Below are 14,404 nucleotides of genomic sequence, written 5' to 3'. Positions count from 1 at the left end.
GGGCATCGGCCGCAAAGCCCCGATCTGCGGGCCTTCCAGCCGGGCAATCCCCAGCTCACCAACACCCACTAGATTTAGCTGCGGTTGCTGTTACGACGCACAAAATCTAGCTCGGCCCGTTTCTTCCAGCCTCGAATCGGCATAACGTTCCACTCATCGCCGGCCCGCGTCGGGGGACTGTGGCCGCGATCCGCTCCTGAGTATCCAGAACGCCAGCAGTAACCACCCGAGTCAGCCGACATTTTGAGCGCTGATCGGAACGCCGTGTCGCGGCGGGCCACGGGTGGGGTGTGTCCAGAAAACAACCGCGGCGCCATTTCGTGTCTCGTTGCGCACGCACGTCCGAATTTCAATCTGCACGAGGGACCTAATGAAGATCACGCGGCGCTTCACGTCTGCTGGCAAGTCTCCTTACGAAAGCATCTCGTTCCGCCGCGCCACCTCGGAGATCAAGAATCCGGACGGCTCCGTCGTGTTCCGTCTCGAGGGGTTCGAGGTACCGGAGGAGTGGAGCCAGGTCGCAGCCGACATCCTGGCTCAGAAGTATTTCCGCAAAGCGGGCGTGCCGCGCCACCTGAAGAAGATCGAGGAGACGCAGGTCCCCTCCTGGCTTTGGCGCTCGGTCGCCGATGAGCGCGCGCTTGCAGCCCTGCCCGAGGCCGAGCGCTTGGGCGGCGAGACCGATGCGCGCCAGGTCTTCGACCGCCTGGCCGGCACCTGGACCTACTGGGGCTGGAAAGGCGGCTACTTCACGACCGAGGACGACGCCCGCGCCTTCTACGACGAGCACCGCTACATGCTCGCGAAGCAGATGGCGGCCCCCAACTCGCCGCAGTGGTTCAACACCGGCCTCTTCTGGGCCTACGGCATCGACGGCCCCGGCCAAGGCCACTTCTATGTCGACCACGAGACCGGCAAGCTCACCGTCTCGGCCTCCTCCTACGAGCACCCGCAGCCGCACGCCTGCTTCATCCAGTCCGTGAACGATGATCTCGTCAACGAGAACGGCATCATGGACCTCTGGGTGCGGGAAGCCCGCCTCTTCAAGTACGGCTCGGGCACGGGCTCCAACTTCTCGAGTTTGCGTGGCGCGAACGAAAAGCTTTCGGGCGGCGGCCGCTCGTCGGGCCTCATGAGCTTCCTCAAGATCGGCGACCGCGCGGCGGGCGCCATCAAGTCGGGCGGCACCACACGCCGCGCCGCCAAGATGGTCGTCGTCGACGTCGATCATCCGGACATCGAGGAGTACATCGGCTGGAAGGTGCGCGAGGAGCAGAAGGTGGCGGCCCTCGTCACCGGCTCGCGCATCTGCCAGAAGCGGCTCAAGGCGGTGATGAAGGCCTGCATCAACTGCGATGCCGACGGGGACTCGTGCTTCGATCCGGTCAAGAACCCCGCGCTCAAGCGCGCCATCAAGGACGCCCGCCACGACGACGTGCCGATGAACTACGTGCACCGCGTCATCCAGTTCGCGCGCCAGGGCTACAAGGACATCGAGTTCGCGACCTACGACACCGATTGGGACAGCGAGGCCTACCTCACCGTCTCGGGCCAGAACTCGAACAACTCGGTGCGCGTCACCGACGCGTTCCTGAACGCGGTCGAGACCGACGGCGTCTGGGCGCTGACCTCGCGCACCACGGGGAAGACGGTGAAGACCGTGCGCGCCCAGGATCTGTGGGAGCAGATCGGCCACGCCGCCTGGGCCTCGGCCGACCCGGGAATCCAGTTCCACACCACCATCAACGACTGGCACACCTGCCCGCAATCGGGGCCGATCCGCGCCTCGAACCCGTGCTCGGAGTACATGTTCCTCGACGACACGGCGTGCAATCTCGCCTCTCTCAACCTACTCACCTTCCGTCGCGGCGAAGCCGCGCAAAGAACAAGCGGCGGAGCCGCGCAAGGAGCGAGCGAGGCTAAGAGCTTCGACACCGAGAGCTTCGCGCATGCCTGCCGGCTCTGGACGGTCGTGCTCGAGATCTCGGTCCTGATGGCGCAGTTCCCCTCGCGCCAGATCGCCGAGCTCTCCTACCGCTACCGCACGCTCGGCCTCGGCTTCGCCAACATCGGCGGTCTGCTGATGGCATCGGGCATCCCCTACGACTCCGCCGAGGGCCGCGCCATCTGCGGCGCCATCTCCGCGCAGATGACGGGCATCTCGTATGCGACGTCGGCGGAGATGGCGAGCGAGCTCGGGCCGTTCCCCGGCTACGATCCGAACCGCGCCGACATGCTGCGCGTGATGCGCAACCATCGCCGCGCGGCCTACGGCGAGACCCGCGGCTACGAGCGCCTCTCCATCGCGCCCGTTCCGCTCGACATCGCGAGCTGCCCGGACCGGGACCTCGTCACCGCGGCCCAGGCGGCCTGGGATCTCGCCATCGACCTCGGCGAGAGGCATGGCTACCGCAACGCGCAGTCGACCGTCATCGCGCCCACCGGCACCATTGGCCTCGTCATGGACTGCGACACGACGGGCATCGAGCCGGACTTCGCGCTCGTGAAATTCAAGAAGCTCGCGGGCGGCGGCTACTTCAAGATCATCAACCGCTCGGTGCCGGAGGCGCTGCGCGTCCTCGGCTACCGCGAGAGCGAGATCGCCGAGATCGAAGCCTACGCCGTAGGCCACGGCTCGCTCGCTCAGGCTCCGGCCATCAACCACGCCACCCTGATCGCGCGCGGCTTCACGCCCGAGATGATCCAGAAGGTCGAGGCCGGCCTCGGCACCGCTTTCGACATCAAGTTCGTGTTCAACCGCTGGACGCTGGGCGATGCGTTCCTGACCGGCACGCTTGGCATCCCGGCCGCAAAGTTCGACGAGCCGGGCTTCGACCTGCTCGCGCACCTGGGCTTCTCGAAGAGGGACATCGAGGCCGCCAACGAGCACGTCTGCGGCGCCATGACCCTCGAAGGCGCCCCGCACATGAAGCCTGAGCACCTGCCCGTGTTCGACTGCGCCTCGCCCTGCGGTCGCAAGGGCAAGCGCTACCTCTCGGTCGAGAGCCACATCCACATGATGGCGGCGTCGCAGCCGTTCATCTCGGGGGCCATCTCGAAGACCATCAACATGCCGAACGAGGCGACCGTCGACGACTGCAAGCAGAGCTACAGGCTCTCCTGGCGCCTCGCCCTCAAGGCCAACGCGCTCTACCGCGACGGCTCCAAGCTCTCGCAGCCCCTGAACGCGCAGGTGCTCGGCGACGACGTCGACGAGCAGGACGAGGCGGCCGAGCAGATGACGGCGGACAAGCCGCAGGTCCAGCGCATCCTGGCCGCAGCCGAGAAGCTCGCCCGCCGCGTCACCGAGCTCGAGGCCCAGCTCAAGAACGCCTCAGAGCGCTCAGCCACCCGCCAGCGCGCCAAGATGCCGGGCCGGCGCAAGGGCTACACGCAGAAGGCGTCCGTCGGCGGCCACAAGGTGTACCTGCGCACGGGCGAGTACGACGACGGCGCGCTCGGGGAGATCTTCATCGACATGCACAAGGAAGGCGCCGCCTTCCGCTCGCTGATGAACAACTTCGCCATCGCCATCTCGCTCGGCCTGCAGTACGGCGTGCCGCTCGAGGAGTACGTGGAAGCCTTCACCTTCACGCGCTTCGAGCCCGCGGGCCTCGTGCAGGGCAACGAGACCATCAAGAACGCCACCTCGATCCTTGACTACATCTTCCGCGAGCTCGCCGTCTCTTATCTCGGCCGCAACGACCTCGCGCACGTCGATCCGCGCGAGATCGTCGGCGAGACCGGGCTCGGCTCCTCCGACGAGGAGACCGACGAGCAGCTCGCCCTCGACCTTCCCGAGAGCGTGACGAAGGTGGTGTCGAAGGGCTTCATGCGCGGAAATCTGCGCATCCACGCCGGCGGACGCAGCCATCAGATCGAAGCCGATTCGGCGCTGAGCCTCTCGTCCCTGCGCTCCGATCTTGCGGCCTATCCCATGACCGAAGGCGCGACCGCCCTTTACAGCGACGGCGCCACCGCCCTCAAGGCCGACACCGAGGTCATGTACCAGCGCACGACGGTCTCGGAGACGCAGGTGGTGGAAACGCAATTGGTGAAATCGCGCTCGGCGAGCGATCGCATCGCGGAGGCGCGGCTCAGGGGCTACGAGGGCGTCTCGTGCCCCGAGTGCCAGAACTTCACCATGGTGCGCAACGGCACCTGCCTCAAATGCGACACCTGCGGCTCGACGAGCGGCTGCAGCTGACAGAGCGGAGGGCGGGGTTGCGAGATCCCGCCCTTTTCCGCCGCGTCGACGAAATGTGCTCCTGCGTAACGGTTCGTGCCCTGTGCCCCGACCTCGCGCTGACAGACTGGAGCCTCCCATGCCCGCCTCCCCGCCGACGCCCGCGAGCCCCTTCGAGCTCCTGGAGCTTCCCGACGGACGCTGCTGCGTGGCCCGTACCGCCGCGACGGAGGCGACGCTGGTCGCTGGCTCCTTCGCGAGGCTCGATCCCAAAGCGGGCGATCTTCTCCCGGACGGCCCCGGCGCCTGCCCCGTAGGCGTCTACGCCTCGCGCGACGACGCCGAGATCGCCATCCTGCGCGCCTCCCCTGCGCCGGATCCCTCCGCCCCGCTGGCGGCCTTCGCGTCTTGGCTGCGTCCGCGCTAAAGTTGCATCTGCGCCCAAATAGTCCGCATTCCCCGTTGATTCACACTTGTGGATTCGGTGCCGCCGCCGCAGACTCGCGGCACCGAAAGCGCAATAACGGCAATGTTGCGTTTTTGCCTACCGCGTCCCGATCCCAGGCGCTCGCGCGTCGATCCTGCAGCGTCGCCCTTCGAAAGCGAGGTGGCATGCCTCAATTCATTCCGAGACTTTCGCGCATCAGCGCGGGCAAGCAGAAGGGCCCGAAGGACGCCACGCCAACCGCCCCGCGCACGCGCGAGGCGCCAGTCAACGTGGAGCGTCTCGCCCGGCTCATGCCGCAGGTCCGGAAGCGCTTGGCCATCGATCGTGCGTTCACGGACGCGGCCTTGCTGGCGAGCCTCACGGCCATCGCGAGCCATCCCTCCCACGGGGAGCGATGGCACGCGGCGGAAGCCTCGACGCTCGGTCAGTACCTTGCGACCACGGGCCAGGATATGCACCGCACGTTGGTGACGCTCCTGTCTCTGCTGCCACGGCCTTGACTGGAATCAGTTCAGTATCGCCGCCAGTCTGTCATGTTGCGTTCCCCGTGTTGCGTTCAGTGTCCGTCACGGGCCTCCCGCGTCGAGAGGAGAGGCCTTCGCTTGCGTTTCACGAAGCACACCGGAGCAATCCATGTCATCTGCCGGCCTCGCGGCCCCAGCCGTCGTCTATCTCCTGGCTGACCATCTCGATTCCGCCCTCGCCGCGGGCGAGGACCTCTTGAAGAGCACGCTGCGCTGGAACGCGGGCGATCCGCGCGCGCTCGAGGGCCTGGCCGCGCAGCGCCACCAGGAGCGGGCCGCCATCGACGCGGCGCGCACGCTCGAGATGGTGCTGCTCGCACGCGTGCTGAAGTCGCGCGCAACCGCACAGGAGCTGGCGAAGCTGGACAGCCAGTTCAAGCTGATCACCCGCCTCTACACGAGCGGAACGGAGATCGTGGCCGACGCCGCGCGCGGACTGACCGACGAGACGACCTACGCGTTCGACGCCGGCGACGGCGTCACATCGTATCTGCGCACGCGCGGCCTCATTGCCGAGGACGCCCCCGCGCCGCTCGAAGCCGCGCGGCTGACCGTCACCGAGCAGTTCCTGGTCGCCGGCAAGATGCAGCTTGGCCCCCTGCTCGACCTGATCGCCATGTTCCTCGATACGCTCGAGACCCATTACGAGCTCTACGACCAGCCCCAGCGCGGCGGCAATGCGGTGCTCGCCTCGCGCACGCCAACCAGTGGCGTGACAGTCTAGGTCATGACCTAGAGCGTGTTCAGATCTTATGGACTGAAAGGTCATTCCCCTCCCCCTTGTGGGGAGGGGTCAGGGGTGGGGGGAGCCCCACGGCTGATGGTCTGCAATCCCCCCCTCCTAGCCTCCCCCACAAGGGGGGAGGGACAAGGACGATCAAGCGCGCCGACCGCGCCCGTATGATCTGAACAAGCTCCAGCACGCAAAAGCGCGGCCCTTCGGGGGAAGGACCGCGCTCAAGCTGCCATGCCAACGCTCCGGAGCGGCGGTCAGCCGCTCTCGTGTCAGCCGTTGCCGTCGTCGTCGGCCGCGTACCGCCCGGCGCTCGTATAGGCCGGCCGGCGCAGTTGCCGCTCCTGCGTAGCGAACCGCTCCTGCCCCGCATAGACGTGCCGTGAGAACACCGACATATCGTTGGTCCCGTCCCGCGTGAGCGGCCGCGCGCGCTCCGGCTGCCGCCGCAGAGCCGCCACGGCAACCGGCGCCTCCGCCTCACGCTTCGGCTTCTGACGGGCCGCCGCGACGCGGTACGACCGGGAGTTCTGCTTGGCGCTCCGCTCGGCAGAGCTACGCTTGCGGACCGGCGCAGCGTCATCGTCACGCAACGCGACCGGCGTCGCGCCGAGGGCCGCCTCGTCCGCTTCCACCATGGCGACGACGCGGAGAGGCGTCACGGGCCGAGCCGGCGCCTGTACGCCGCGGGACGGAGCAAGCTCAAGCGGCATGGGATCCGCGGCGGCGAGAACGGTCGGCGGTGCGAGTGCCGCGCCGCTCTGCGTTCCCATCGCGCCCGCGAGCTGCACAGGCGCGCCGGCCTGCGCAACGGATTGCGGGAATGGCGAGGCGAGGCCCGCCACCCGGTAAGCGCGATCCGCACCGGCCTCGGCCTCGTCGAGGCTCGCGTACGTCCCGATGTAGCCAGGCACCGGATCGTACTTGCGGTTCCTCTTGTAGGTGGCCTCCTCGCGGCTCGGCGCACCGATCACGCGCACCTTGAGTGTCGCCACGCCCTGGCCGGCAAACCCCAGGATTTCAGCCGCCCGGCGCGACACGTCGAGCGTGCGGTTGCCCCAAAAGGGCCCCGCGTTGTTGATGCGCAGCACGATCGAGACGCGCGTCGCCGGCGACCAGACGAGCAACGTCGTCCCATCCGGGTAGACGGGGCTCGCGGCGTTGTCCGGAGCCTCGGAGTTGAACGCCTCGCCTGAGGAGGTAAGGCCGCACGGATTATGGCGGTCGCGCTTGCAGGAATCGTAGTGGGAAGCCCGCACGGTCTCCTCCGTGCCGACCAGCGCCGCCGTCTCGGCAATGGTCTTCACGCGGTGGCACTTGCCGTAGAAGCAATAGGTCTTGCCGGGGGTCTTGGCCTCTGCCGCCCCTCCTCCCAGTCCCGTTGCCAGCAACGCCGCGCCGAGGGCCGGCGCGAGAGACTTGAAGCCCGCCCGTGCGATCTTATGAACGCCCAAACCTTCAGCACTGCTCGAAGGGGTTCTCATCGATCAGCTCCATTTCTGTTTTGACTTTGAGACGGCCCGCGGCTCCCCCTTGGGCCGTTAATGGTTAGCGGGCGCAACAGAGCACCTGCAACAATGGCAGGGGAGCGGCAACGTCGCCGCATGCGGACAACACCGCCATCTCGATTAAGTTGCGTTCCTAGATAAGCTCCCGCTCCGAGAGCAGGCGAACGAGCGCCGCGCGGGCCTCCTCGAGCCTCTCCGGATCCGCACTGCGGAGCACAAGCTCGGTCCTATAAACCCCGTCGGCAAAAGAGGGATAGCTGCCCATGGCGACGTCCGGATAAGCCGTCTGATGGCGCGCAAAGAGATCCGCGAGGTCCCCTTCGGCCCTGTGGACGACAATCGAGACAGCGTTCACTTTCGGCCCGGTCCTGAGCCGCTGTGTCGCAGCGGCGAGCATCGATTTCATGATGTCGGGCACCCCCGCCATCACGATCACGTTGCCAATTCGGAAGCCCGGGGCCGCCGATACGTCGTTGGCGACCAGCTCGGCGCCCTCCGGCATGCGCGCCATGCGCAGTCGGGCCGGCGTGAGCGAGATTCCGCGCGCCGCATACTGGGGCGCCATCACCGCCACGGCCCTGGGATCGATGTCGACCGGAACGCCGAACGCAGCACCGATGCTGTCGGCGGTGATGTCGTCGTGCGTCGGACCGATGCCGCCGGTCGTGAACACATAGGTGTAGCGGACACGCAGCGCGTTCACCGCCGCGACGATGTCGTCCCGCACGTCGCCGACCACGCGCACCTCGCGCAACACAATGCCGATCGCGGTCAGGTGCTCGGCGATGGCGCCGATGTTGCGGTCATGCGTCCGCCCCGAGAGGATCTCGTCGCCGATGACGAGCACCGCCGCCGTGACGATGTCGCCCTCGGACACGTGCGTTTCCTCAATCATGTGAGCATCCACCCTGTTGCGGGCTCCGCAACGGGAGCGGGCCGCCTCGCAAATAGCATTGCGGAGGGCGCCAGCGCACTCTGGATAAACGCGCTCCTTGTCGGAAAAACCGGTTCCCACTTTTCCGGAAGCACTTTAATGCTCGGCCGCCATGAAATTCCCCACCCCCCTCGTGCGCGGGCGCCTGATCAAGCGCTACAAGCGCTTCCTCGCCGACGTCAGCCTGGACACCGGCGAGCTGGTGACGGCCACCTGTCCGAACACGGGCTCCATGATGGGCCTTGCCGTGCCGGGCGCGGTGGTCTGGCTCTCCGTCAGCGCGAGCCCGACCCGCAAATACCCCCACACGTGGGAGCTGGTCGAGGCCGACGCAGGCAACGGCCCGACGCTCGTCGGCATCAACACGAGCCACCCCAACCGGCTCGTGTCGGACGCCGTCGCATGCGGCGCCATTCCCGAGGTCTCGGGCTACGCGACGTTGCGGCGCGAGGTGAAATACGGCCTCTCGAGCCGCATCGACATCCTGCTCGAGGACCCGGGCAAGGGGCTTTGCTACGTCGAGATCAAGAACGTCCATCTCTCGCGCCGGGCGGGCCTTGCCGAGTTCCCGGACTCGGTAACCGAGCGCGGCGCCAAGCACCTCGCCGAGCTCAGCGCCATGGTCGCGGCCGGACACCGCGCCGTCATGCTGTACCTGATCCAGCGCGCCGACGCCGAGGCGTTCTCGCTCGCGGCCGACATCGACCCCCGCTACGCGGCGGCGTTCGAGGCGGCCCGCGCCGCCGGCGTCGAGGCCATCGCCTACGCCTGCGACCTGTCGCCGACGGAGATTACGATCGCGCGTCCCGTGCCCGTCTTGACCTGAAGCGTCACGACCTCAGTCACGGGCGCGCGCCGCAAGGCCGGGAAGCAGGCGTCCGCACGGGGCGCACGCCTTGCCTCCTCGGCCTCACGCGTTAGCGTCACTCAGCCGCCTCGCCATGGCTGACGAGCACCTGGTCGGCGAGCCGGCCGGTCAGCTCCGCGAGGTGATCGAACGTCGCCGTGTACGTTCCGACGCCGGACGTCGCCGAGCGCAACTCCACGATGAGATCCTCGATCTCGGCTTCCGGGATATGCGCCGAGACCACGTCCCACCCGGGCCACCCCTCGCGCGCGTCGAAGCCGAGGATCTGCCCGCGCCGCTGCGGGATCATGCCGTTGACGCGCGCCGTCGCCTCGGATGGAACCGAGATCTCGACCGCCATCACGGGTTCGAGCAGCACGGGCTGGCACTTCGGCAGCCCTTCGCTCATCGCCAGCCGGCCCGCCTGCCGGAACGCCATGTCGGAGCTGTCGACGGTGTGGAACGAGCCGTCCGTCAGCGTGACCGCGATATCGACCACCGGAAACCCGAGTGGGCCATGCTTCATGTAGTCGACCACGCCGATCTCCACCGACGGGATGAACTGCTTCGGCACCACGCCGCCCGTGATCGTATCGCTGAACGCGAAGCCCGCCCCCCGCGGCCGCGGAGAGATCGACAGCACCACGTCGCCGAACTGACCGTGGCCGCCGGACTGCTTCTTATGCCGGCCGCGGATCTCGGTCGATTTGCGGATCGTTTCCTTGTAGGGCACCTGCCGCTTCTGCCGCTCGACCACGACGCCGTATTTGCGCTGCAGCCGCTCGAAGGCGACCCTGAGATGCATCTCGCCCTGGCCCTTGATCAGGACCTGGTGCGTGTCCTTGTTGTGCTCGATGACGAGCGAGGGGTCCTCCTCGATCAGCTTCGACATCGCCGAGGAGAGCTTCACTTCGTCCTTGCGGTCCTTGAGCCCGATCCCCGACGCGAGGACCGGCGTGGGCGGCCTGGGGCCCGCGATCTGCACCACCGACTTTTCGGTCGTGATCGTATCGCCGGTCCGCACCGAATCGAGGCGTCCCAGCGCCACCGTATCGCCCGCGCGCGCGCCAGCGCGCTTGTGCGTCTCCTCGCCTTTGAGCGAGAAGAGCCCGGCCACGCGCTCCTCGACCGCCTCCCCGCCGGACACGGTGGCGCCGTCCGCGAGGTCGCCCGTCAGCACGCGCGCGATCGAAAGCTTGCCGCCATGGCCGGTGTAGAGCGTCTTGAACACGTAGGCCGAGCTTTTCGCGTTCTCGATCTTGAGCCGCCGGGCGGTGGCGTCGACACACGGCACCTCGTGCCGGAGCGCCTTCAACAGCCTGAGGATGCCGTTGCCGTTCTGCGCCGAGCCGAGCAGCACCGGACAGATGAGCCCGTCCTCGAACTCCCGCGAGAGATCGGCGAACACCGTCCCGTTTTCGGGCGCGAGGTCGGAGAGGAGCTGCTCCATCAGGGCGTCGTCGTAATCGGCGAGCTGTTCCAGCATGTGGAACCGCGCCTGCTTCTCGCGCTCGAGATCGGACGCCTTGATCTCGACCATCTCGGACGGCGCGTTCTTGCGGAATAGGAAGCCCCGCTCGAGCGCGAGGTCGATGAAGCCCGTGGCTTGGCCGTTCTCCCAGATCGGGATCTGCCTCAGCACGAGCGGCTTCGTCGACGCCGGCTGCAAGGCCGGCACGATCTCGCGGATCGGCGTCTCGCAGGCGTCGATCTTGTTGAGGAAGAGAAGGTGGGGAATGCCGCGATCCTCGAGCTGCTTCAGGATCACCTGCAGCGCCGGCACGCGTTTCGCGTCGGGTTCCGACACGACGACGGCTGCATCGCACACCGTCAGGGCCTCCGCGCCCTCATGCTGGAACTCGATGGAGCCGGGGCAGTCGATGAAGGTGAAGGCGTCGTCCAGGAACTCCACGTCCGCGACGTTGAGCTGCACGCTCATGCCATGGGCGCGGGCTTCAGGGGACGCATCGCCCACGCTCGATCGATCGGCGACGGAGCCGGCCCGCACGATCCCGCCCGCACGGGCGAGAATTGCCTCCAGGAGTGATGTCTTGCCGGAGAGAAACGGGCCGATCAGTGCGATGCAGCGGGTGCTGCGGCCCGAAGCGTGCCCGGAGCCGGCATCGGGTGTGCCTCTCGGGCGGTCGGATTGCCCCATGGTGTCCTCCTTCCCGCGTCCCGGATTGTGGTTCCGGGTTGAGCGTTGACGAGGCGCAGTCGGGTGCGCGTCGCGCACCCCCGCGCCTCCTCAAGGAGCGCGACGAGATGATCGTCGCCCCGCAGCATGAAAGACGCAAGAGCCTTCCGTCTTAATCGGCTCCTAATCTTTGTCGCTCAAACATCGGGAGCGAGATCCTGCGGGGCGGAACACGGACGTGCACCAACCCGCTGCGATGCAACAAATATTCGCAGATGCGGAAGTAACGTTCGTGAAGAATGTTTCCAAAAATTACTTGAAGAACGACCGGACCGGCCGCATCATTAAAGTGTCAGCATGACGGGTTAAACATGGTCATGGGACACGATTCGACGACACGTATCGGCGACCCCGACAATAAGAAGAAACGATCCCTGGAGAGGCTGAGGCTAGGCGAAACGACCGGACCGGATTGGCGGAACGAAATTACCGGATCGAGCGCTTAAGCTCAGAGAAGGACGTTGCGTTATGCATAGAGACAAGCTCAACAAGTTCCTCGTCAAGGCGGCGGACGCGGCAGGCTATGCCATGGCCTCGCGTGAGGAGGATCTGACCGAGTGGACGCTGCTTCAGCCAGAAGTCGCGCTCCGCAACGGTCATGCCACCGCTGCCACGACGGCCCGGAGAATGTCACTGCCCTTTGCTCGTTTCGAGCAATGGATCTCTCATATGCTCTCGCTCTCGGACATCCGCGTCACCCCCCGACCGCTGCTTCCGAGCCGCTGAGAGTTCCCTCTGACAACACCATGACGGGCTGCTCGCGCGGCCCGTTTTGTTTTGGGCCGAGACCCCGCCGATTGACTCGACCCCGGTCGGATGCAAGCCTTGTCCCTCGATCAATCCATCGGAGGAAAAGCTTGATGCGTCGCATAACGTCCGTCGTCGCCACCCTTGCACTTGGCGCCACTGCGGTGTTCGCGCAGAACGTCCCTGTCATCAAGGAGCGCCAGGATCACTTCAAGAAGATGGGCGACGCCGCAAAGCCCGTCGGTGCGATGTTCAAGGGCGAGGCAGATTTCGATCTCACCAAAGTCCAGGCCGCTCTGAAAGTGATGCAGGAGAAGGCCCCCATTCTGCCGACGCTGTTCCCGGACGATACGAAAACGGGCGGAGACACCGAGGCTCTTCCCGTCATCTGGCAGGAGAAGGCCGACTTCGAGGCCCGCTTCAAGAAGCTCGGCGAGGCGGCCAAAGCCGCCGAGGCCTCCATCACCGACGAGGAGACCTTCCCCGACACCTGGAAAGAGGTGATGGGCAATTGCAGCGGCTGCCATAAGAAATTCCGGAAGCCGAAGTCCTGAGGCGCGCCTCATGGCGGAGCGATCGCACGGCCAAGCGAGCGTCCAGGTCTGGGATCTGCCGACGCGGCTCTTCCACTGGGCGCTCGCGGCGCTCGTGCTGTCCGCATGGGTGAGCTACGAGTTCGCGGAGAACCTCCGCGACTCGACGCTCGTCTGGCACCGCGCCAACGGCCTCGCCGTCCTCATCCTGATCGTCTGGCGTCTGCTGTGGGGGATCTGGGGTCCGCCGACGGCGCGCTTTGCAAGCTTCGTTCGCTCGCCGGCGACGGCCCTCGCCTATGCCCGCGCGCTCGTCGGGGGCCGGGCCGCGCGCTATCTCGGGCATAATCCCCTCGGCGCCCTCATGGTGCTGGCGCTGCTGGCGACGGTTGCGGTCCAGGCCGGGTTCGGCCTTTTCGCAACCGACGACAACGATCTCGTGGGCGGCCCGCTCTATCGTCTGGTCGAGGAGGCGCAGAACGTGCGCGCCGCCCGCCTGCACGGGTTCGTGTTCAATTTCGTCCTGCTGCCGCTCGTGGTCCTGCACGTCGCGGCCAATGTGCTCTACGCGTTCGGGAAGAAGGAGCCCCTGATCCAGGCCATGGTGACCGGCCGCAAACCAGCCGCCCCCTATGCGGACGCCGCTGACGCCGCATCCCCCTCACGCACCCGCACCGGCAGCCTTGTCCGCGCGCTGGCCTGCCTCGCCGCGGCGGCCGCCATCGTGCTCGGCGGCATCCTCGCCCTGGGCGGCCGCCTCACCCTCGCCTGAGCGAGCGCGCACGCGGCACCCGGAACGACGGTTGCGAAGGGGCGGCTGCCCTTACTTCAGGTTCCCGCAGAAGCGCTGGATGCGCGTGCAGGCTTCCGTCAGAGCTTCCGTCGAGGTGGCATAGGAGATGCGGAACGCCGGCGAGCCCTCGAAGGCCGCGCCGTGTACCACCGCCACGCCCTCGTCCTCGAGCAGCGCCGTCACGAAATCCTCATCCGTATTGATCGTGACGCCCTTGGGCGTCGTCTTGCCGATCGCCCCCGCGCAGCTCGGATAGACATAGAACGCGCCTTCCGGCTTCGGACACATGAGCCCCTTGGCCTGGTTCAGCATACCGACCACCAGATCGCGGCGCTGCACGAACACGTCATTATTGCGCTGGATGAAGTCCTGCGGCCCGTTGAGCGCCTCCACGCCCGCCCACTGCGTGATTGAGTTCGGGTTGGAGGTCGACTGCGACTGCAGCTTGCCCATCGCCTTGATCAGCGGCTCCGGCCCCGCCGCGTAGCCGAGCCGCCAGCCCGTCATGCAGTAGGCCTTGGAGAGCCCGTTCATGGTCAGCGTGCGGTCGTAGAGGCCCGGCTCCACTTGCGCCGGCGTGTAGAACGTCAGCCCGTCGTAGATCAGGTGCTCGTACATATCGTCCGTCAGCACCCAGACATGCCTGTTCTTGTGCTGCATCAGAACGTCGGTCAGCGCCTTGAGATCGGCGTGCGAATAGGCCGCCCCCGTCGGGTTGGAGGGCGAGTTGAGGATCAGCCACTTGGTGGCAGGCGTGATCGCCCGGTCGAGCACGTCGGGCTTGAGGCGGAAGCCGTCCTCGATCCGCGTCGCGGCGAACACCGGCTTGCCGGCGCCGAGCAGCACGATGTCGGCGTACGACACCCAGCACGGCGCCGGGATGACGACCTCGTCGCCGGGATTGAGCGTCGCGAGCAGCGCATTGTAGAGCACCTGCTTGCCGCCCGTGCCGAC

12 protein-coding genes are annotated in these 14,404 nt (G+C 66.9%); 8 read left to right on the top strand and 4 right to left on the bottom strand.

Translation table 11 applies throughout. The features are described from left to right. Positions 1-370: 370 nt before the first annotated feature. The 4 genes from V7082_RS07595 to V7082_RS07580 all read left to right on the top strand — a co-directional run bounded on the left by V7082_RS07595 (position 371) and on the right by V7082_RS07580 (position 5,882). Positions 371-4,207: a vitamin B12-dependent ribonucleotide reductase gene (locus tag V7082_RS07595; RefSeq protein WP_334147319.1), complete on the top strand. Its 3,837-nt coding sequence runs from the start codon at positions 371-373 to the stop codon at positions 4,205-4,207. 118 nt (positions 4,208-4,325) lie between these two features. Beyond that, positions 4,326-4,613: a hypothetical protein gene (locus V7082_RS07590; RefSeq protein ID WP_334147318.1), complete on the top strand. Its 288-nt coding sequence runs from the start codon at positions 4,326-4,328 to the stop codon at positions 4,611-4,613. Between the two features lie 185 nt (positions 4,614-4,798). Continuing rightward, positions 4,799-5,134: a hypothetical protein gene (locus V7082_RS07585; RefSeq protein ID WP_334147316.1), complete on the top strand. Its 336-nt coding sequence runs from the start codon at positions 4,799-4,801 to the stop codon at positions 5,132-5,134. A gap of 133 nt (positions 5,135-5,267) precedes the next feature. After that, positions 5,268-5,882 carry a hypothetical protein gene (locus tag V7082_RS07580; RefSeq protein WP_334147315.1) on the top strand — a complete coding sequence of 205 codons (615 nt, stop codon included), beginning with the start codon at positions 5,268-5,270 and terminating at the stop codon, positions 5,880-5,882. A gap of 281 nt (positions 5,883-6,163) precedes the next feature. On the opposite strand, the gene V7082_RS07575 is transcribed toward V7082_RS07580, so the two are convergent. Next, positions 6,164-7,375 (bottom strand): septal ring lytic transglycosylase RlpA family protein, encoded by a 1,212-nt coding sequence (locus tag V7082_RS07575; protein ID WP_334147314.1) that lies wholly within the window; start codon positions 7,373-7,375, stop codon positions 6,164-6,166. A 157-nt stretch (positions 7,376-7,532) separates the two neighbouring features. Continuing rightward, positions 7,533-8,294: a competence/damage-inducible protein A gene (locus V7082_RS07570; RefSeq protein WP_334147312.1), complete on the bottom strand. Its 762-nt coding sequence runs from the start codon at positions 8,292-8,294 to the stop codon at positions 7,533-7,535. Between the two features lie 151 nt (positions 8,295-8,445). On the opposite strand from V7082_RS07570, the gene sfsA reads away from it, so the two are divergent. After that, positions 8,446-9,159 (top strand): DNA/RNA nuclease SfsA, encoded by a 714-nt coding sequence (gene sfsA / locus V7082_RS07565; RefSeq protein ID WP_334147310.1) that lies wholly within the window; start codon positions 8,446-8,448, stop codon positions 9,157-9,159. A gap of 97 nt (positions 9,160-9,256) precedes the next feature. Here sfsA and V7082_RS07560 read toward each other — a convergent pair whose 3' ends face one another. Further along, positions 9,257-11,338 (bottom strand): elongation factor G, encoded by a 2,082-nt coding sequence (locus tag V7082_RS07560; protein WP_334147307.1) that lies wholly within the window; start codon positions 11,336-11,338, stop codon positions 9,257-9,259. Positions 11,339-11,845: 507 nt separating this feature from the next. Here V7082_RS07560 and V7082_RS07555 point away from each other — a divergent pair. The 3 genes from V7082_RS07555 (at position 11,846) to V7082_RS07545 (ending at position 13,429) form a co-directional block, all read left to right on the top strand. Then, positions 11,846-12,103, top strand: coding sequence for a hypothetical protein (locus tag V7082_RS07555; protein ID WP_334147305.1), 258 nt, complete (start codon positions 11,846-11,848; stop codon positions 12,101-12,103). A 134-nt stretch (positions 12,104-12,237) separates the two neighbouring features. Then, entirely contained in the window at positions 12,238-12,678 is a 441-nt protein-coding gene (locus V7082_RS07550; protein ID WP_334147303.1) for a c-type cytochrome, read from the top strand. Positions 12,679-12,688: 10 nt separating this feature from the next. Further along, positions 12,689-13,429 carry a cytochrome b/b6 domain-containing protein gene (locus V7082_RS07545; protein ID WP_334147301.1) on the top strand — a complete coding sequence of 247 codons (741 nt, stop codon included), beginning with the start codon at positions 12,689-12,691 and terminating at the stop codon, positions 13,427-13,429. 51 nt (positions 13,430-13,480) lie between these two features. Here V7082_RS07545 and V7082_RS07540 read toward each other — a convergent pair. Then, positions 13,481-14,404, bottom strand: a 924-nt coding sequence (locus V7082_RS07540; protein WP_334147299.1) for a pyridoxal phosphate-dependent aminotransferase, incomplete at its 5' end; no start/stop codon positions are given.

Origin of the sequence: Hyphomicrobium sp., from assembly GCF_036833075.1 — a bacterium.
In the GTDB taxonomy this organism is placed as follows: domain Bacteria; phylum Pseudomonadota; class Alphaproteobacteria; order Rhizobiales; family Hyphomicrobiaceae; genus Hyphomicrobium_C.
The sequence above is the reverse complement of the archived record's forward strand: the minus strand, read 5'-3'. Positions and strand labels throughout refer to the sequence as shown.